Genomic DNA, 18264 nt, shown 5'->3' with positions numbered 1-18264 from the left:
TCCTAGGGTATTATTTTTATTAGGTTTGATAAAAACATTCTATTTTCTAATAAAAAAGCTAAATTTATCTTTTTCTGTAGTATCAATAGATAAATTCCGTTTATGAAGTATATTACCAAATTCTTCGACTTGTCCATCACATATGTTAGCATAATCAGTCTTGCCTTCTTTTACCCAACCCATAAATATGTACGCATGAGAAGGTGTACCGACTTTGTCTGGCATATCTGTAGTGAAACATATATCACCCTTTTTCAGCTGCGAGACGTCACGATTCTTTTTCCAATCCATAGATAATAAGGATGCCATCAATTGCTTAACAGTTGTTGTTTCTGCGGGAATAGCGTAGGTATTAGATCTTAAAATTTCAGATAAGAGGTATACGTTAAGTCCCTTTTTACTTCCGTGATTTAAAGTAATTGCTTTTTTTAAAAGCGAGGTTCTGTTAGCTTCGACATTTAAATATTCATAAATATTAGTAGGAGCAATAATAGGTTTAGGTTTAGTTGCGTCAGCAGCAGTAGTAGTAGTAGTAGTAGTATCAGAACTTTTTGTAACGGGTTTATTTACAACTACATCTGTTTTGGGTTTCATGAATGAAGTGTTCATTAAAATAGAAAATATAATTATAGACACTATAACTATTCCAAACCCTATAAATACTATGTTATTTTTAAACTCATTTTTGTCTGCAATATCCTGCATTTCTTTTATGTATTTTTTACTTTCCGGATCATCTTTCAACTTGTTTGATGCACCATACCCAGTTTTAGAGTTATAATTTTCCGATTTGTCGTCATTCGAATACAATTTATTTATACTTTCACTATTATCCTTATTTTCTTCATTTTTTACGTCATCTTTATTCATATTTTTCTGCTCAGTAATATAGGTAAAAATCTTAGTGTTAACCTATATTTTTGCAGCACCTCCCTTTGTATTATATTAAAGCCTTAACTATAAATATTATTCATTTTAATTGATCTAATATATCATATTATTTATACCACCCACTTTTAACACTATAAGTATAACATATGGCGAGGTATTTGAGTGCTATTTGTAAAAGTTCAAAATAATTTAATAATTTATGTAATATATTACATCTTATTATCCGTTTATGTAATATAAGCGTGGTTTAATTTTTTTATATACATTTTGAAACATATATTTGTAGTATAATATACTTAATATTTAATAAGCGAGGGATTGATTATGCCTATAAAAATAATAACAGATAGCACTTCATATATAAATGCTGACCTAAAAGAAAAATATGATATTTCTATAGTTTCGTTAAGTGTTATTTTTAAAAACGAGGAATTTAAAGAGATAAATATTGAAAATGAAACTTTTTATGAAAAACTAGGTAAAAACTTAAGTATTCCAACTTCATCGCAACCACCACTTGCTGAAATGTATACTATTCTAGAAAACCAAGTAAGTGATAATAATGAAGTGGTTTGTATTTTTATGTCGTCGGATATGAGTGGAACTTATTCAAATGCATGCCTTGCAAAGAGCATGATTCTTGAAAAGTACCCAAATGCAGTGATAAAAATTATAGATTCGAGATCCAACTCAATGCAACTTGGCTTTGCAGTATTGACAGCAGCGAGGGCAGTCTATCAAGGAAAGTCAATAAATGAAGTAATTAATATAACGCAAGATAACATCAAAAGAAGTAAATTCATGTTTATACCTGACACTTTAGAATATTTAAAAAAAGGAGGTAGAATAGGAGGTGCAAGTGCATTACTTGGTACTATCTTTCAGATAAAGCCTATTCTTACTGTAATAAATGGGAAAACAGAACTATTTGATAAAGTAAGGACTAAAAAACGTGCGATTCAAACTATGGTTGATAAATTTATTGAGGATATAACAAAACATGGACTAGGAGAAGTAATCATCCATCACATAAATGATGTTGAAGGAGCAATTGAATTTGCAAAAATAGTTGAAAAATATATAGGAAAAAAAGTGGACATAGCTCCTATCGGACCAGTAATCGGAACTCACGTTGGACCTGGTGCGTTGGGTATTGTATACTATACTGAGTCTGATTTATAAAATTAATTAGTTTAAATTAAAAATACATTGTAATTATAACATCTAAACATACGTAAAATGGAGAAGTAACATGGAAAGCTCTTAGTATAATTATACATAGAAAAGCCTAAATTACGGTTTTTCTATTTCTCATTCCTATTTTTAAAAAAACGTGTTAAATCCTTATATATTCTATGATAAAGGTGTATTGAAGTGATTTATAAATAATAATAAATATAGTTATACATTATTGACTTTGAATAAAGTTGCAATTAAATTTTATAATTATACATTGACAAATCGTAAAATTTACATTAAAATAAGAAGAAATTACAAATTAAACAAAGGTACACTTTTAAGTTAGCCCTGTGAGGCTAGGAAGGAGTATAGATAATTATGGCATGTGTTATTTATTCTGTCAATTTTAAATTTAATATTATTAAATATAATGCAGCCGCTGCTGCTTTGTGCAATAAAACTGTAAGTATATTTTTTATTTCATTAATAAATGCGATTACCATATTAAGAAAGATAACAGAGTGATTATTTTAATAGTTGCTTTGTTATCTTTCTTAATATACTTGGAATAATATGTACTTTTATGCAATTTAAGGAGGATTTAATATGAAAGGTAAGTTGATTTTAGAAAACGGAATAATCTTTGAAGGTAATTTGTTTGGATATTTAGAAGAAAGTGTTGGAGAAGTGGTTTTTAATACAGGTATGACTGGATATGAAGAAATTTTAACGGATCCATCTTATTATGGCCAAATAGTAACTATGACTTATCCACTTATCGGGAATTACGGAATTAATTTAGAAGATGTAGAATCAAAGTCTCCTAAGGTGAAAGGTTTTATTGTCAGAGAAAAATGTGATTATCCTAGTAACTGGAGATGCGAAATGGATCTCGAAGGTTATTTTAAACAAAATAAAATAATAGGACTTGAAGGTATTGATACAAGAGCATTAACAAAAATACTTAGAGAAAATGGTACTATGAAAGGAATCATAGCGACTACAGAGCTTACAAAAGATGAAATAGATCAAAAACTTATGAATTTTAGTAATAGTAATGCAGTAATGAAGGTTACACCAAAGAAGTGTTATACAATTGAGGGCAGCGGTCAACATGTAGCTATTGTAGATTTTGGAATAAAAGAGAACATACTTAGGTCGTTTAAAAAAAGAAATTGTAAACTAACAATTTTTCCAGCAGATACTACGGCGGAGCAAATATTAAACGTTAACCCAGATTTGGTGTTTTTATCAAATGGACCTGGCGACCCAAAAGATTTACAAGATGTTATTAAAATGATAAAAGAGATTATAGGTAAAAAGCCTATAGTAGGAATATGTCTAGGACATCAACTTTTAGCATTAGCCCTTGGTGGGGAAACGGCAAAACTTAAATTTGGTCATAGAGGATGTAATCATCCAGTTAAAGATATAGAAGAGAATAAGGTTTATATTACATCACAGAACCATGGTTATTATGTAAGCAAACTTCCTGAAAATATGAAGGTTACACATGTTAGTGTAAATGATGGAACCATAGAGGGAATGAGACATAAAAGTCTTCCAATGTTTAGCGTTCAGTTTCATCCGGAAGCTTGCCCTGGACCAAGGGATATAGATGTAATCTTTGATAAATTTCTTTCATTTATATAGAATAATTTAAACAGCCATTTTTATAAGATAAAATACATAAAAAAAGATAATAACAGATTATACGGGAGGAATTCATATGCCATTAGATAAAAATATTAAAAAAGTATTAGTAGTTGGATCAGGTCCAATAATAATAGGTCAAGCTGCGGAGTTCGATTATTCTGGAACACAGGCTTGTCAAGCATTAGAAGAGGAAGGCGTAGAAGTTGTACTTGTAAATAGCAATCCAGCAACAATAATGACAGATAAAGAAATTGCTGGCATTGTTTATATAGAGCCTTTAACTATAGAATTTTTAGAGAAGGTTATTGCAAAGGAAAGACCGGATAGTTTACTTGCCGGTATGGGCGGTCAAACAGGGTTAAATTTAGCTGTAGAATTGGCAGATAAAGGGATTTTGGAAAAATATAATGTAAAAGTAATTGGAACCTCTATTGAAGCAATAAAAAAAGGTGAAGATAGAGAACTTTTTAGAGATTTGATGCAAGAAATTAATCAGCCGGTTGTAGAAAGTGAAATTGCTACAGATGTAGCCTCTGGAGTAAAGTTTGCAAGTGAAATAGGTTATCCTGTAATTGTAAGACCCGCATATACTATGGGCGGTAGTGGAGGTGGAATTGCTGAAACTGAGGAGGAACTAATTGAAATTCTAGAGTTAGGATTACAATTAAGTTCTATAGGGCAAGTTCTTTTAGAAAAGAGTATTAAAGGATGGAAAGAAATAGAGTATGAAGTTATGAGGGATAGCTTAGGCAATTGCATTACCATATGTAATATGGAAAATATAGATCCTGTTGGAATACATACTGGAGATAGTATTGTTGTAGCACCAAGTCAAACACTTTCTGATAAAGAGTACCAAATGCTTAGAAGTGCATCTATAGATATTATAAATAGTGTAGGTATTGAAGGTGGTTGTAATGTTCAACTTGCACTTGATCCAAAAAGCTTTGAGTATGCGGTAATAGAAATTAATCCAAGGGTAAGTAGATCTTCAGCACTAGCTTCAAAGGCTACGGGATATCCTATTGCAAAAGTAGCAACCAAAATAGCATTAGGATATGCACTAGATGAAATTAAAAATGCGGTAACACAAAAAACTTACGCATGTTTTGAACCAAGCCTCGATTATGTAGTTGTTAAAATCCCTAGGTGGCCTTTTGATAAATTTGATGATGCAAATAGGGTGCTTGGTACAAAAATGATGGCAACTGGCGAAATAATGGCAATTGGGAGTAACTTTGAAGCAGCACTATTAAAAGGGATTAGGTCTCTAGAAATTGGACAATATTCAATGCAATATGATTCATTAGAAGAGAAAAGCTTAAACGAATTAAAGAAAAGAGTAATGGCTGCTGATGATGAACGAATATTCTATTTAGCTGAGATGCTCCGTCGTGATTATAGAGCCCAAAAGATTTCGGAAATTACAGGAATAGATAATTTCTTTGTAAATAAAATCAAATGGATAGTAGATGAAGAAGAAAAGATAAAAAAATCTACACTAAAGGATATGAATAAAGAATGGTTATACCTACTAAAGAAAAAAGGATTTTCTGATAAAGGAATAGCAGATTTATTAGGCACATGCCCAAATGAAATTTATGAACTCAGAAACACATTGGATATTAAACCTGTATATAAGATGGTAGATACATGTGGTGGGGAATTTGAAGCATTATCACCATATTATTTTTCAACTTATGATGAATATGATGAGGTTGAAGTGAGTAATAGGAAAAAGGTTATGGTAATAGGATCAGGTCCTATAAGGATAGGCCAAGGCATTGAGTTCGATTATGCATCTGTTCATAGTGTAATTGCCCTTAAAAAACTAGGAATTGAAACTATTATAGTAAATAATAACCCCGAGACTGTAAGTACGGATTTTAATATTTCAGATAAATTATATTTTGAACCACTAACAGAGGAAGAAGTATTTAATATTGTTGAAAAAGAAAAACCAGATGGAGTTATACTTCAATTTGGAGGTCAAACAGCTATTAAACTTGCTCAGTTCTTAAGTGAAAAAAAGATACCTATATACGGAACTAAACCTGATCAAATAGATGCAGCAGAGGACAGAGAGAAATTTGATGCATTACTAGAAAAATTAAATATAAACAGACCCAAAGGAAAGGCAGTTTGGAATATAAAAGATGGATTATGTGAGGCTGAAAATATAGGATACCCGGTTTTAGTTAGACCATCTTATGTATTAGGTGGGCAGGGAATGGAAATCACTTATGAAGAAAAGGAACTAAGACATTATTTAAAGAATGCATTTGAAAAGGATAAGAAAAATCCTGTCCTAATTGATAGGTATTTATTAGGTAGAGAAATAGAAGTTGATGCTATCTGTGATGGGGAAGAAATATTAATTCCAGGAATTATGGAACATCTAGAGAGAGCAGGGGTTCATTCTGGAGATAGTATTACAATATATCCAAGCCAAAACATATCGAATGCAATAAAAGATAAAATATTAGAATATACAAAAAAAATAGCAATAGGCCTTGAAGTTATAGGTATGGTTAATATTCAATTTATAGAATTCAAAGATGAACTTTATATAATAGAGGTTAATCCAAGGGCTAGCCGTACAGTTCCATACATAAGTAAGGTTAGTAAAGTCCCAATAGTAGATCTTGCTACAAGGGTAATGCTTGGAGAAAAATTAAAGGATTTTGGGTATGGATTCGGAATTTACAAGGAACCTAAATTAGTGTCGGTTAAGGTACCAGTATTTTCGACTCAAAAACTTCCAGAGGTTGAGGTATGTCTTGGACCGGAAATGAGATCAACTGGAGAGGTTTTAGGAATAGGAAGAACTTTTGATGAGGCTTTATATAAAGGTTTTATTGCATCTGGTATGAAGATTAAAAAAGAAAACGGGGTTATACTTGCAACAATAAACCCACTAGATTATGATGAATTCTTATATATAGCTAAGGGATTTAGTGAACTAAATTATAAATTTATAGCGACGAAAGGTACAGCTAAGCTATTAAGAGATAATGGAATTGATACCATAGAGGTTAAAAAGATTTCGGATGGAACGCCTAATATAATTGATGTAATTAAAGGCAGGCAGGTTGATTTAGTTATAAATACCCCTACAAAAGGAAATGATTCAAAAACAGACGGGTTTAGAATTAGAAGAACAGCAATTGAAAGTTCACTCGGTGTATTAACATCCCTAGACACTGCAAAAGCATTAGTAGAGATTATGAAGAAAAATATTAGAAGTGAAGATTTAGAAGTATTCAATATGGCTGATTAACTGCTTTATAAAAAAATAAAAATGCCAGTGGCTTATTATAAAAGCTAATGGCATTTTTGTTTTTTTGTGAAAATCATTAAATAGCCTAGTTTGAAAAAGTTTTCATAACACGCCATGCATAATTATCATATATAATGAATAAATATTAGTAAAATACATTGCATTTTTATTAAAAGTAATATATAATAAATAAAAGAAAGCCAGTCAAACCAGTAACACTAGTCGACTGTCAGTAAATAAAGAAAATATAAATAGAATATTCAATATACAATTAAATGTATAAATATTCATAGCGTTATTATATTATAAATGGGGGAATGCTAAATTGAAAAAATTCATGTCGATAATATTAATAGTTACTATGGCAAGTGTATTACTTGTCGGTTGTGGGCAGAAACAAGCAAAGGTTAATTCGTTAGAAGCAGTTAAGGCATCAGGTAAACTTACGGTAGGACTAGATGATTCTTATCCTCCAATGGAATTTAGAGATTCTAAAAATAAGTTAGTTGGTTTTGATGTGGATTTAGGAGATGCAGTAGGAAAGAAGTTAGGAGTAAAGACAGAATATATTACTAATGATTTTAATGGAATGGTTTTAGCTCTTGGATCATCAAAATTCAATGTTATAATTTCAGCTATGAGTATTACAGATGCTAGAAAAAAGAGTATAAATTTCTCAGACTCTTATGTGATGGGTGGTCAAGTTGCTATTGTAAAACAAGGAAATACGAAAATAACAAAAATAGACGATTTAAAAGGCAAAATAGTATCTTGTCAGTTAGGTTCTACAGGCGATACTGCAGCAACAGCGATGAAGGGACTCAAGGAAGTCAAAAGGTATGACAAAATTACGGATGCATACCAGGACTTATCAATTGGAAGAGTAGATGCAGTAGTTATGGATGCTCAAGTTGGCCAATATTATGTAGCCAAGAAGCCCGGTCAATTTAAAGTTTTAAATGAACAAATTAGTAAAGAACCTATTGGAATTGGATTTAAAAAACAAGATAAGGAATTACAAGCAGCTGTGCAAAAAGCACTTAATGAACTAAAAGCCGATGGAACTCTTTCTAAGATTTCTCAAAAATGGTTCGGATTTGACGCATATAAGAAATAACTATTAATAATTGTTATTTGCTTTAGGGAAATATTGGGAGGTCAAGAATGGATATAAGTATTTTAAAAGAAATGTTTCCTGTGTTATTACAAGGAAGTTTGCTTACAATAGAACTAACTATAATATCAGTAGTAATCGGAACTTTAATAGGGATAATTACAGCCTTAATGAAACTATCTAAAAATAAATTGCTGGCTTGTGTAGCAGGGTTTTACACCTGGATATTCAGGGGAACACCTATGCTTCTTCAATTATTTGCTTTTTATTATGTACTACCATTTGTAGGTGTTCAGCTTTCACCCTTTCAAACGGCAATAATAGGACTTAGTTTAAATTCAGGTGCATATATGGCAGAAATAATAAGAGGCGGAATACTATCGGTAGATAAGGGGCAATTTGAAGCTTGCAGATCATTAGGATTTACCTATATAGATACTATGAAAAGAGTGGTATTACCACAAACTTTCAAGATAATTATTCCATCAGTTGGTAATGAGTTTATAACAATGCTTAAAGATACGTCATTGGTGTCAACAATTACTATGTCGGAAGTTATGAGAAAAGCACAGATTTTATCTTCATCAACATTTAGACCAATGGAAGCTTTCTTTATAGCAGGATGTTTGTATCTTTTAATGACAACAATTTTTACTACAGTATTTTCACATTACGAAAAAAAACTGTCAGTATATTAGCAGAGGTGATATAGGATGTATATGATTGAGACTAAAAACTTAACTAAAAAATTTGGTAAACTAACAGTCTTTGAAGGTTTAAATGTAACTGTTGAAAAAGGAGAAGTGTTAGTTATAATAGGTCCTTCCGGTTCAGGTAAAAGCACATTTTTAAGGTGTTTAAATCACCTTGAAGTACCCAATGATGGTGAAGTTTTTATTGAGGGAGAAAAGTTAGATGTTAAAAATAAAAAGCATATGAGAAATACCATTGAAAAAGTAGGTATGGTATTTCAAAACTTTAACTTATTTCATCATATGACTGTAATTCAAAATGTAATCGAAGCTCCAATTACAGTTAAACATGAAGAGAGAGACGAAGTGCTAAAAAGAGCAAAAATAATTATTGAAAAGGTTGGACTTAAAGAAAAGGTAGATGAATACCCGTCCAAGTTATCTGGAGGTCAAAAACAAAGAGTAGCTATAGCAAGGTCACTCGCTATGAGACCTGACATAATGTTATTTGATGAACCAACCTCTTCATTAGACCCGGAACTAGTAGGAGAGGTTCTAGGAGTAATGAAAGATCTTGCAAAAGAAGGCATGACAATGGTTGTTGTAACCCATGAAATGGGGTTTGCAAAAGATGTAGCAGATAAAGTTATTTTCATGGACGGAGGAAAAATAGTAGAAGAGGGAACGCCAGAAGAATTGTTTATGGCTCCTAAAGAGCGGCGAACTAGAGAGTTTTTAAATAAAGTGCTTTAGGGTAAAGCTTATATCCACATATATTTAATTACAAGTTAGTAAACATGATTATTAATCAAAATAATTAATAGGTTGATATTAGTATAAAATAAACAAAATCGAAAGGGGAAATTAAAATGAAAGAAAAAGTAGTTTTAGCATATTCAGGAGGATTAGATACTTCTATAATAATAGCTTGGCTTAAGGAAAACTATGATATGGATGTTATAGCGGCATGTATTAATGTTGGACAAGAAGATGATATGAAAGCAATTGAGAAAAAGGCTATGAGTTCAGGAGCTGTGAAAATATATATTGAGAACTTAACAGCGCAGTTCATCAAAGAGTATGTATTTAAAGGAGTTAAAGCAAATGCTACATATGAAGGAAAGTATTTATTAGGTACAGCTTATGCAAGACCATTAATAGCTAAAAAACTTGTAGAAATTGCACATAAAGAAGGGGCCAAATATATATGTCACGGATGTACTGGTAAGGGAAATGATCAAGTTAGATTTGAAGTTGCAATAGCAGCTATAGATCCATCTATTAAGATTATTGCTCCTTGGAGAATTTGGGATATAAAGTCAAGAGAAGATGCTATAGATTATGCTAATGCTAGAGGTATAGAAATAAATGTTAGTAAGGAAAAAATATATTCAGTTGATCAAAACTTATGGCATGCAAGTCACGAAGGCGGAGATATTGAAGATTTTAAAAATGATCACAAAAGAGAAATGTACCTTATGGTTACACCCCCAGAACAAGCTCCAGATGAACCTACTCTTGTAGATATATATTTTGAAAAGGGAATTGCTACAAAAGTTAACGGAGTTGAGCTTGAACCAATAGATATCGTTAAGATATTAAATAAAATTGGTGGAGAAAATGGAATAGGTATTGTAGATTTAGTAGAGAATAGACTTGTTGGAATGAAATCAAGAGGAATATATGAAACACCAGGTGGTACTGTTCTTTATGCAGCTCATAAAGAGCTAGAGGAAATAACTATAGATAAAGATACTCTTCACTATAAATACCAAGTATCACAAAAATACGGAGAACTTGTTTATGATGGACTTTGGTTTACTACAATGAGAGAAGCTCTTGATGCCTTTGTAGATAAAACTCAAGAAACTGTAACAGGATCTGTTACATTGAAGCTTTATAAAGGAAATATTATGGTAGCAAGTAAAGAATCACCTAATGCACTATACGATGCAAGTATCTCTTCATTTGGAGCTAGCGTATTATATGATCATAAAGATGCAGAAGGATTTATTAACTTGTTCGCATTACCAAGTAAAATAAAAGCATATAAACATTTAAATAATTTTAAATAAAAATTACAAAATATACAAAAGGTAAAGTGGGTGACAATATGAAACTTTGGGGCGGAAGATTTTTGAGTAAAGAAAGTAAGCTTATGGAGGACTTTAATAGTTCTCTTAGCTTTGATAAAAAATTGTATTATGAAGATATTATGGGAAGTATTGCTCATGTTGAAATGCTTGCAAAATGCAACATTTTAAAAAATGAAGAAAGTAAAACTATAGTTGACGGTTTAAATTCTATAATGTCAGACATTAAAGAAGGTAAATTAAAAATCGAAGGCGATTATGAGGATATTCATAGCTTTATGGAAATAAACCTTATTAAAACTGTAGGTGAAGTAGGTAAGAAACTCCATACAGCAAGAAGCAGAAATGACCAAGTTGCAGTAGATATGAGATTATATTCAAAATATAAGGCCTTGGATGTTATTGATAATTTAGATATAATTTTAGAAACAATTAAAATATTAGGGAATGAAAATGCTGTTATAATGCCAGGTTATACACATATGCAAAGAGCTCAGGTAGTAACATTTAAGCAACATATAATGGCATATTACAGTATGCTTAGTCGAGATAAAAAAAGGCTTACTAGTGCTATTGAAATTATGGATGAAAATCCTCTTGGATGTTGTGCTCTTGCTGGAACAACGTATGATACTGACAGAAAATTTACAACAAAAGAGTTAGAGTTTAAAAAGCCTGTAGATAATTTTATGGATGGAGTAAGTGATAGAGATTATTTGTTAGAACTTCTATCTGCCTTCTCTATAATAATGATGCATTTTAGTAGACTTAGTGAGGAATTAATTTTATGGAGTACTAAAGAATTTAATTTCATTGAAATTAGTGATGAGTTCTCCACAGGTAGTAGTATAATGCCTCAAAAAAGAAACCCAGATGCAGCAGAATTAATAAGAGGAAAAACTGGAAGAGTGTACGGAGATTTAATGAGTCTCCTTACAACTATGAAGGGAATCCCACTTGCCTATAATAAAGATATGCAAGAAGATAAAGAACCTTTCTTTGATGCTGTTGATACAGTATTAAAATGCATAAAAATTATGAATGAAATGTTAGGGACTTTAAAAATTAAAAAAGCTAATATGCATAATGCCGTTAAAAGAGGTTTTTTAAATGCTACGGAAGCTGCAGATTATCTTGTTAATAAGGGAATGGCATTTAGAGATGCTCACTCCGTTATAGGAAATATTGTTATTACATGTGAGAAAAAAAATAAGGCAATTGAAGAATTAAATTTAGATGAACTTAAAAGTTTTAGTGATTTATTTGAGAAAGACGTATATGAATTTATAGATTATGAAAACACAATAAGTCGCGGTATAAAAAAAGAAATGTAAAAATCGCTTTATACATGTAACAATATGGATTTAAAATAAAAAACGTACCAAGTGAATTTCTGCTTGTTACGTTTTTTTTATGATATTTTCAAAAGTAAATGGTTTCGTTACAAGTTAAATTCTAAAAATTTCAAAGTAAAAATTTAACAAATATCATCTGATGTAAAACTGTCACAAATACGTTTAAAAGTTCTATTATTAAGAGAATTAACTCTCATAATTCTATGCTTTTTAAAGTCGCTTTCAAAGGTTTGGAGAAAACTCCTAGCACAAGCTTCACCGGAATTATATAAATCAATTATTTTTTTACTTTCTATATTGAAATCTGTAGTTTTTATATCAAGAGTATCGATTTTTACTGTTCGTAAAAAATCCATCTCGCTTATATGAATATCATCTTGTGCTTCTAGCATAGTCTCAATTATTGAGCTAGTGAAGTTTAAAATATTTGTAATTTTATGTTCTCGTATTTCTTTATTCCCTCCAAGTTTAAAACCAATGGTTGGCCAGTCTGGTATACCATTTACATCAAAAATCCAAACTGGGTAATTGCTTAAAACACCACCATCAACAATTAGAGATTTTCTATTAGAATTTTTTTTAAATAACTTTACAGGCTGAAAAAAATATGGAATAGATATGCTCATTCTAATTGCCAAACTTACCTCAAACTCATCAGGATTTATGCCATATTCAGCAATATCTTCAGGTAGTATTATCATCTTTCCGCGGCTTATGTCCGTTGCTATAATGTGCAGTTTATATTTTCTTTTATACTTTTTATTATTCAAAAGAATACCTTGCTCATCTGGAATTATCAAATCTCCAAAAGTTACTTTTTTTTTACTGCGTAGTTTAAGTTTATTTGAAAGAGCATCATCAATCCAGTTTTTTATATAATCTCCTTTAAAAAGACCCTTTTTAAAAAGTAAATTGTGAGCATTAGAGAAAAAAGGCATGATAGAATAATTTTTATCGGCAATTTTTGTATAATCTAGATCTATCATTAATTTTTTTATCTCATAACTTGAGTAGCCGACTGCAACTAGTGCAGCAACAATAGACCCCGCAGAATTTCCAGAAATATTTTTCCACTGATATCCTTTTTGCTCAAATGGTTTTAAGGCACCGACAAGACCGATACCCTTTACACCACCGCCCTCAAATACAATATCAGCAAATTTTATACTGCTATAAATGTTCATATAATACCACCCCTTCATGATTAATATATGAATAAACATATTTACATGATTTTTATAATCCCCATTTAAGTACACCTACCGTAGTAATATTAACTAGTTTGCTTGCAACTCCATGGCAACTTTCAAACTGTAAGCTTAAATCTTTACCAGCAGTTAAGCCAAAGTGTGTAGCTCCGCTCCATTTTGAATTATCGCTTACATCATATACAATTCCATTAACTGCTACATAAGCAGGTTTTCCCATAGCACCATCATACTGAGCAAGTTCACTTAAGGTAAATTCCTTGGTTTGCCTATGAGTTCTTTGTCCCTTTTGATAGTAGTCACCGCGTTGATCTTCAGCAGCTTTTGCATCTGCTTTAGTTACATGAACTGTACCACGTAGATGCTGAGGTGGCGCATAAATAGAGTACAATTTAAGTGGTTCATAACCTGTATTGATTAAATTGTGCCATTTACCCGCGGGTATAACGAAGGCAAAGTCATCATAGACTCTTTCTTTAAAATCCAACATATCTTTTCTATCACCCATTTCAACTATTCCTTGACCTTGTTCAATACGTATGAATTGATCAAGATCGGGATGAACCTCTAAACCTATGTCTTCCCCAATCTTGATGCTCATCAAGGCAAGTTGCAAATGGCTTCCTGTCCATAAAGCAGTACGATAAGTATTGTTTAGCTTAGTAGCCTCCTCAATATTAACTACAAATGGTTTTGGTCCATAATCCTTATACATATTTCTATTCCTTTTATAGTATTATAAAATTATCATATGACTTATGTTTAGAAAATGTGCTTCGATTCACAGGGGCTATTAATCATTTTTAAAGAGTTGTAAGTATGCTTAATTTATGGTAATCATGGTATAATTAAGAATGTTTATTTAATTGTGTAGAGAGAACGTTTTATATTAAGTAATATGTGTTAAGGAGCCGATAAAAATGATAAGGCAGATAGAAAGAGATGAGATTAAAGTGTGTGTAGAAGTAATTAGAAAAAGTTTTGAAACTATAGCACAACAATTTAATCTTACAAAAGAGAATTGCCCTGGAAATGCAAGTTTTATGAAGGCTGAAAAATTATATAAGCAGTATGATGGAGGTCGATTAATGTTTGCTTATCTTGATAATGGTGTAGTTGTAGGTTATTTTTCGCTTAGCAAGAATGATGGTGGGAGTTTTGAACTGAATAATCTTGCTATATTGGTAGAATATCGTCATAAAGGTTATGGCAGAGAAATAATCATTTTTGCATTGCATAGAGTCAGAGAAATGGGAAGCACTAAAATGACTATTGGATTAATTGAAGAAAATACAAAATTAAGGAATTGGTACAGCAGTTTAGGATTTATACATACAGGTACAAGAAAGTATAAACATTTACCTTTCACAGTAGGCTTTATGAGAATTGGACTTTAGGCTTCTATAATAAGAACAAATGTTCTTTTAAAGAATTAAATCTTTGTTCTCATAATATTTAATTGATATATTCACCGATGTGTACAATATTATAAGTAATATACCTATGATGGCAACATTAGCTATTATACCTGGTATACCAATAAAATATTTAATAATATTATAAACATTTTCAATGCCTATAATGTACAAAAATAAGATTGGAACAAAACAAATAAGAAGACTTACAAGAGCAAAAATATTTCGTACTTTTAAATATTCTAATTTGAAATAAATCGGGAAATAAATAGATATTAACAATATAGTACTTAAAAGAGAATACATAATTATACTTTTGAAATTCATAAGTTTGCTAAAATCATCAAGATGCATTAACTTACTTAAATGAATAAAAGTACCACCGCCTAAACCAGAAAGCCCTATACGCCTAAATACAAATGTGAAAACTATAGTGCAAATAATAGCAAAAATTAAAAATAGCATGGATTCTATATATTTTGAAAATACTACCTCTCTTCTGTTTACTGGTAAACTACTAAACATAATATTGGAATTATACTTATAATCATTTCCACAAGAGTTCTTAAAATACTCATAGGCAATAAGTGGTGGAACTATTATATAAATAAATGCTGGAGCATTTATGAAAAACATATTATTTGTAAAACATAGTATTAAAACTACTGGAAAAGTTCCTTTGGTAATGCTAAGGTCCTTTAAAACTAAATTAAACATATTACTCCCTCCATTAAACCCTTACTTATTTTTTATTCTTATATATATTCCTATTGATAATATAATTGCGATTCCTAAGAAAAAAAATGCAGATTGCTTTCTCACAATATAATCTGTAATAGTTGCTATTAACAATTTACTACCCCCAAATATTGAATTTTAATAAGTTTTTAAACTTATTATTTAATTTATAAATCCTTATTAATATAAACCTTGAATGAAGTAAAAATTGATATTGAAATTAATATGATTGAGAAACATATAAATGATATAACCATAAATAATTCAAAATTAGGCAAAATCACAAAATTCATTATAGAGTCTTTTGCAGTCCCATTGTCAATGACAGTAACTAGCACAACTGTTATAGCTACACAAATAAACATAAAATAATTTAAAATCTTGTTAATCAATTGTGATTTTAAGTATCCAAGCCATAGATAAATGGGTAAATATACGCAGCTATAAGCAACAGTAAAAATTGAAACTATTATTATATCAGTTAAATTCATAAATCTATTAATATGGCTAAGTCCAGAAAATTTGATTATAGAAGCAAATAGTATGGTAATAGCAATTCCAATAATAAGAAAAATAAAACTAGATAAATATTTGCTAATAACTATTTCTTTTCGGCTTACTGGCAAACTGTTAATCATCCTATCAACATCATTTCTTTCACCAAATCCGCAACTGCTTGTAATTAATGAAATTGCAAATATAGATGGTGTTAAAATATAAACAGATGCAGCTCCTAGAAATTGTAGAATACAAATGATAATAAAATTTAATAAGATTGCTATCATTAAATCCTTAGTACTTTTTTTCTGCATAAGAATATCCTTTAGAACTAAGTTACCCATTCCTACCTCCCTTAACCGTATAAACCATAATATCCTCTAAACTTGCTCTTTCAATTAAAATGTCTTTGCCAATAACCTTTTTTATTCTTTCAGCGTTGTCAGTTAAAGCTTCAAATCCAAAAGAACTTTCATTTATTCCAATAAATTCTCGTTTTATATTATCAGTTATAAGTGATCGATCACCTTTCACCATTTTGTATTTTTCTAATATATCATCTTTAGAATCAGAAAAAACTATCTTGCCATTATTAATAAAGGTGATTGAATCAGCCACCTTCTCTAAATCTGTAGTTATATGCGTTGAAAAAAATATACTCTTATTTTCATCTTGAATGATAAAACGAAGAATTTGTAATAATTCACTTCTAAATACAGGATCTAACCCTGAAGTTGGTTCATCCATTAAAATAAGTTCAGCTTTATGTGAAAGTGCAATAGCAAGAGAATATTTTATTTTCATACCTTTTGACAATTCTTTTATCTTTTTATTTTTAGGTAAGTTAAAATCTAAAAGATATTTATTAAATGCATTATCATCCCAGTTTTTATAGAACCGAGCTATTATATTTTTCATTTCAATTAATTTTAAATTTTCATAACAGTATGTTTCATCGTATACAAAACCTATTCTCTGTTTAATATCTTTTTCACTTTTTATGTTATCAAGACCAAAAATTTTCACATCTCCCGAATCTTTTTTAATCAAATTCATTATAAGGTTTAGTGTAGTACTTTTACCGGAACCATTTGGCCCTATAAATCCCATAATATAACCTTTTTTCAATTCAAAATTTACATCCTTTAAAGTAAAATCTTTATAATTTTTGGTTAAATTTTTAACTTCTAAAATATTATCCGTATTAATCCCCACCTCTATTTAGTATTTTCAGATAAAATATCAAGTAATTCTTTCAAATCGTCTAAAGACAAATCAATAAATTTGCTTTCTTCAATAACTTCTGTTAATTTATCCTCAATAATTTTCATCTTTCTTTCCCTCAATAACTCCTTGTTTTGCCCTGCTACATAAGATCCTTTTCCAGGTACAGTGTTTATAAATCCTTCCCCTTCAAGCTTTTCATAAGCCCGTTTAGTTGTACTAACACTAATTCGAAGCTCAATAGCTAAACTTCTAATAGATGGAAGCGCATCGCCCTCATTTAATTGTTCATTAAAAATATGATTTTTTATCTGTGTTGTAATCTGTTCGTATATTGGCTCATCAGATGAGTTTGAAATTATTATTTTCATTTTAAGTCTCCTTTAAAGAAACATGTGCATCTGTGTTAACTGTGCTAACTGTATGTACACAGTGTATACTTTTTTTTTACTTATGTCAATATGATAAATAGAAAAACTTACTACTTTAATTTTATATTCGATGAAGTTGTAAATCAAGATGATTTAAATGATCATACTAGAATGAGAGCCATTATTGCGACCTTCATTGTATGTCATGGGATGAATTGGCAAGAGATCATTTTTAGAAGTTGAAATATCATGCATCAGATTGTATAGAATGTTAATAACTTTTGTGGTTGTTTATGGTACGAAATGTTGCCGTATGACATAATATATAACAGGGTTAACATAATTAAATTGGAGGCAATTTTATAATGGCAGATAAGACTTTAGTTTGTAGTAATTGTGGTAAGGAATTCATATTTACTGAGGGTGAACAAGGATTCTATAAAGAAAAAGGATTCGAAAATGAACCTAAAAGATGCCCAGATTGCAGAAAAGCAAGAAAAATACAAAGAAGTAAGCAGTAAATAGTATAAGATTTATTACTAGTTCCATG

Annotated in this window: 17 protein-coding genes and 2 pseudogenes; 11 read left to right on the top strand and 8 right to left on the bottom strand. The window is 30.3% G+C overall.

Annotated elements, in window-relative coordinates; genetic code table 11:
• Nucleotides 1-39: 39 nt before the first annotated feature.
• Nucleotides 40-870 (bottom strand): hypothetical protein, encoded by an 831-nt coding sequence (locus KPL54_RS21530; RefSeq protein WP_216108565.1) that lies wholly within the window; start codon nt 868-870, stop codon nt 40-42.
• 345 nt (nt 871-1215) lie between these two features.
• Here KPL54_RS21530 and KPL54_RS21525 point away from each other — a divergent pair, with 345 nt between their 5' ends.
• From KPL54_RS21525 to argH, 9 genes are all read left to right on the top strand, one after another.
• A complete protein-coding gene (locus KPL54_RS21525) occupies nt 1216-2073 on the top strand; it encodes a DegV family protein (RefSeq protein WP_216108564.1) in 858 nt (285 codons plus the stop codon).
• Nucleotides 2074-2448: 375 nt separating this feature from the next.
• Nucleotides 2449-2595: a hypothetical protein gene (locus KPL54_RS21520; RefSeq protein WP_216108563.1), complete on the top strand. Its 147-nt coding sequence runs from the start codon at nt 2449-2451 to the stop codon at nt 2593-2595.
• 81 nt (nt 2596-2676) lie between these two features.
• A complete protein-coding gene (locus tag KPL54_RS21515) occupies nt 2677-3723 on the top strand; it encodes a carbamoyl phosphate synthase small subunit (RefSeq protein ID WP_216108562.1) in 1047 nt (348 codons plus the stop codon).
• Nucleotides 3724-3799: 76 nt separating this feature from the next.
• Nucleotides 3800-7006: a carbamoyl-phosphate synthase large subunit gene (carB, locus tag KPL54_RS21510; protein ID WP_216108561.1), complete on the top strand. Its 3207-nt coding sequence runs from the start codon at nt 3800-3802 to the stop codon at nt 7004-7006.
• Nucleotides 7007-7331: 325 nt separating this feature from the next.
• Nucleotides 7332-8123 carry an ABC transporter substrate-binding protein gene (locus KPL54_RS21505; protein ID WP_216108560.1) on the top strand — a complete coding sequence of 264 codons (792 nt, stop codon included), beginning with the start codon at nt 7332-7334 and terminating at the stop codon, nt 8121-8123.
• 47 nt (nt 8124-8170) lie between these two features.
• The gene (locus tag KPL54_RS21500; protein ID WP_216108559.1) at nt 8171-8818 is read left to right on the top strand and encodes an amino acid ABC transporter permease; all 648 of its coding nucleotides are present in this window, start codon (nt 8171-8173) and stop codon (nt 8816-8818) included.
• A gap of 15 nt (nt 8819-8833) precedes the next feature.
• A complete protein-coding gene (locus tag KPL54_RS21495) occupies nt 8834-9565 on the top strand; it encodes an amino acid ABC transporter ATP-binding protein (RefSeq protein WP_290444459.1) in 732 nt (243 codons plus the stop codon).
• Between the two features lie 116 nt (nt 9566-9681).
• Nucleotides 9682-10887, top strand: a complete 1206-nt coding sequence (locus tag KPL54_RS21490) for an argininosuccinate synthase (protein WP_216108558.1) — start codon at nt 9682-9684, stop codon at nt 10885-10887.
• Between the two features lie 38 nt (nt 10888-10925).
• Complete coding sequence (gene argH / locus KPL54_RS21485; protein ID WP_216108557.1) at nt 10926-12239, top strand: argininosuccinate lyase; 1314 nt, start codon at nt 10926-10928, stop codon at nt 12237-12239.
• 143 nt (nt 12240-12382) lie between these two features.
• Here argH and KPL54_RS21480 read toward each other — a convergent pair whose 3' ends face one another.
• The 3 genes and pseudogenes from KPL54_RS21480 to KPL54_RS26260 form a co-directional block, all read right to left on the bottom strand.
• On the bottom strand, nt 12383-13444 hold the full coding sequence (locus KPL54_RS21480) for a patatin-like phospholipase family protein (RefSeq protein ID WP_216108556.1): 1062 nt from the start codon (nt 13442-13444) through the stop codon (nt 12383-12385).
• Between the two features lie 52 nt (nt 13445-13496).
• Nucleotides 13497-13709, bottom strand: a pseudogene (locus KPL54_RS26265) (cytochrome b5 domain-containing protein); the annotation flags it as partial.
• Between the two features lie 69 nt (nt 13710-13778).
• Nucleotides 13779-14177: pseudogene (locus KPL54_RS26260) on the bottom strand (cupin domain-containing protein); the annotation flags it as partial.
• Between the two features lie 211 nt (nt 14178-14388).
• Between KPL54_RS26260 and KPL54_RS21470 the strand changes: the two are divergent.
• On the top strand, nt 14389-14865 hold the full coding sequence (locus tag KPL54_RS21470) for a GNAT family N-acetyltransferase (protein ID WP_216108554.1): 477 nt from the start codon (nt 14389-14391) through the stop codon (nt 14863-14865).
• A gap of 27 nt (nt 14866-14892) precedes the next feature.
• Here the strand turns inward: KPL54_RS21470 and KPL54_RS21465 are convergent, their stop codons facing one another.
• The 4 genes from KPL54_RS21465 to KPL54_RS21450 form a co-directional block, all read right to left on the bottom strand.
• A complete protein-coding gene (locus KPL54_RS21465) occupies nt 14893-15600 on the bottom strand; it encodes an ABC-2 transporter permease (protein ID WP_216108553.1) in 708 nt (235 codons plus the stop codon).
• Between the two features lie 188 nt (nt 15601-15788).
• Nucleotides 15789-16463: an ABC-2 transporter permease gene (locus KPL54_RS21460; protein WP_216108552.1), complete on the bottom strand. Its 675-nt coding sequence runs from the start codon at nt 16461-16463 to the stop codon at nt 15789-15791.
• The gene (locus KPL54_RS21455; protein ID WP_309245411.1) at nt 16456-17328 is read right to left on the bottom strand and encodes an ABC transporter ATP-binding protein; all 873 of its coding nucleotides are present in this window, start codon (nt 17326-17328) and stop codon (nt 16456-16458) included. Before KPL54_RS21455 ends, KPL54_RS21460 begins: the two co-directional genes overlap by 8 nt.
• Before the next feature lie 8 nt (nt 17329-17336).
• On the bottom strand, nt 17337-17714 hold the full coding sequence (locus KPL54_RS21450) for a GntR family transcriptional regulator (protein ID WP_216108551.1): 378 nt from the start codon (nt 17712-17714) through the stop codon (nt 17337-17339).
• Between the two features lie 365 nt (nt 17715-18079).
• On the opposite strand from KPL54_RS21450, the gene KPL54_RS21445 reads away from it, so the two are divergent.
• The gene (locus KPL54_RS21445; protein ID WP_216108550.1) at nt 18080-18235 is read left to right on the top strand and encodes a zinc-ribbon domain-containing protein; all 156 of its coding nucleotides are present in this window, start codon (nt 18080-18082) and stop codon (nt 18233-18235) included.
• Nucleotides 18236-18264: the final 29 nt, after the last annotated feature.

It is taken from the genome of Clostridium estertheticum, from assembly GCF_018861295.1.
GTDB lineage: Bacteria > Bacillota > Clostridia > Clostridiales > Clostridiaceae > Clostridium_AD > Clostridium_AD estertheticum_D.
The sequence above is the reverse complement of the archived record's forward strand: the minus strand, read 5'-3'. Positions and strand labels throughout refer to the sequence as shown.

What these genes read in the sequence shown, in the direction of transcription:
- KPL54_RS21460 (WP_216108552.1), bottom strand. Translation starts at nt 16,463, where the DNA reads ATGGGTAACTTAGTTCTAAAGGATATTCTTATGCAGAAAAAAAGTACT.
- KPL54_RS21480 (WP_216108556.1), bottom strand. Translation starts at nt 13,444, where the DNA reads ATGAACATTTATAGCAGTATAAAATTTGCTGATATTGTATTTGAGGGC.
- KPL54_RS21520 (WP_216108563.1), top strand. Translation starts at nt 2,449, where the DNA reads ATGGCATGTGTTATTTATTCTGTCAATTTTAAATTTAATATTATTAAA.
- KPL54_RS21470 (WP_216108554.1), top strand. Translation starts at nt 14,389, where the DNA reads ATGATAAGGCAGATAGAAAGAGATGAGATTAAAGTGTGTGTAGAAGTA.
- KPL54_RS21445 (WP_216108550.1), top strand. Translation starts at nt 18,080, where the DNA reads ATGGCAGATAAGACTTTAGTTTGTAGTAATTGTGGTAAGGAATTCATA.
- carB (WP_216108561.1), top strand. Translation starts at nt 3,800, where the DNA reads ATGCCATTAGATAAAAATATTAAAAAAGTATTAGTAGTTGGATCAGGT.
- KPL54_RS21530 (WP_216108565.1), bottom strand. Translation starts at nt 870, where the DNA reads ATGAATAAAGATGACGTAAAAAATGAAGAAAATAAGGATAATAGTGAA.
- KPL54_RS21450 (WP_216108551.1), bottom strand. Translation starts at nt 17,714, where the DNA reads ATGAAAATAATAATTTCAAACTCATCTGATGAGCCAATATACGAACAG.
- KPL54_RS21465 (WP_216108553.1), bottom strand. Translation starts at nt 15,600, where the DNA reads ATGTTTAATTTAGTTTTAAAGGACCTTAGCATTACCAAAGGAACTTTT.
- KPL54_RS21525 (WP_216108564.1), top strand. Translation starts at nt 1,216, where the DNA reads ATGCCTATAAAAATAATAACAGATAGCACTTCATATATAAATGCTGAC.
- KPL54_RS21490 (WP_216108558.1), top strand. Translation starts at nt 9,682, where the DNA reads ATGAAAGAAAAAGTAGTTTTAGCATATTCAGGAGGATTAGATACTTCT.
- KPL54_RS21495 (WP_290444459.1), top strand. Translation starts at nt 8,834, where the DNA reads ATGTATATGATTGAGACTAAAAACTTAACTAAAAAATTTGGTAAACTA.
- KPL54_RS21500 (WP_216108559.1), top strand. Translation starts at nt 8,171, where the DNA reads ATGGATATAAGTATTTTAAAAGAAATGTTTCCTGTGTTATTACAAGGA.
- argH (WP_216108557.1), top strand. Translation starts at nt 10,926, where the DNA reads ATGAAACTTTGGGGCGGAAGATTTTTGAGTAAAGAAAGTAAGCTTATG.
- KPL54_RS21515 (WP_216108562.1), top strand. Translation starts at nt 2,677, where the DNA reads ATGAAAGGTAAGTTGATTTTAGAAAACGGAATAATCTTTGAAGGTAAT.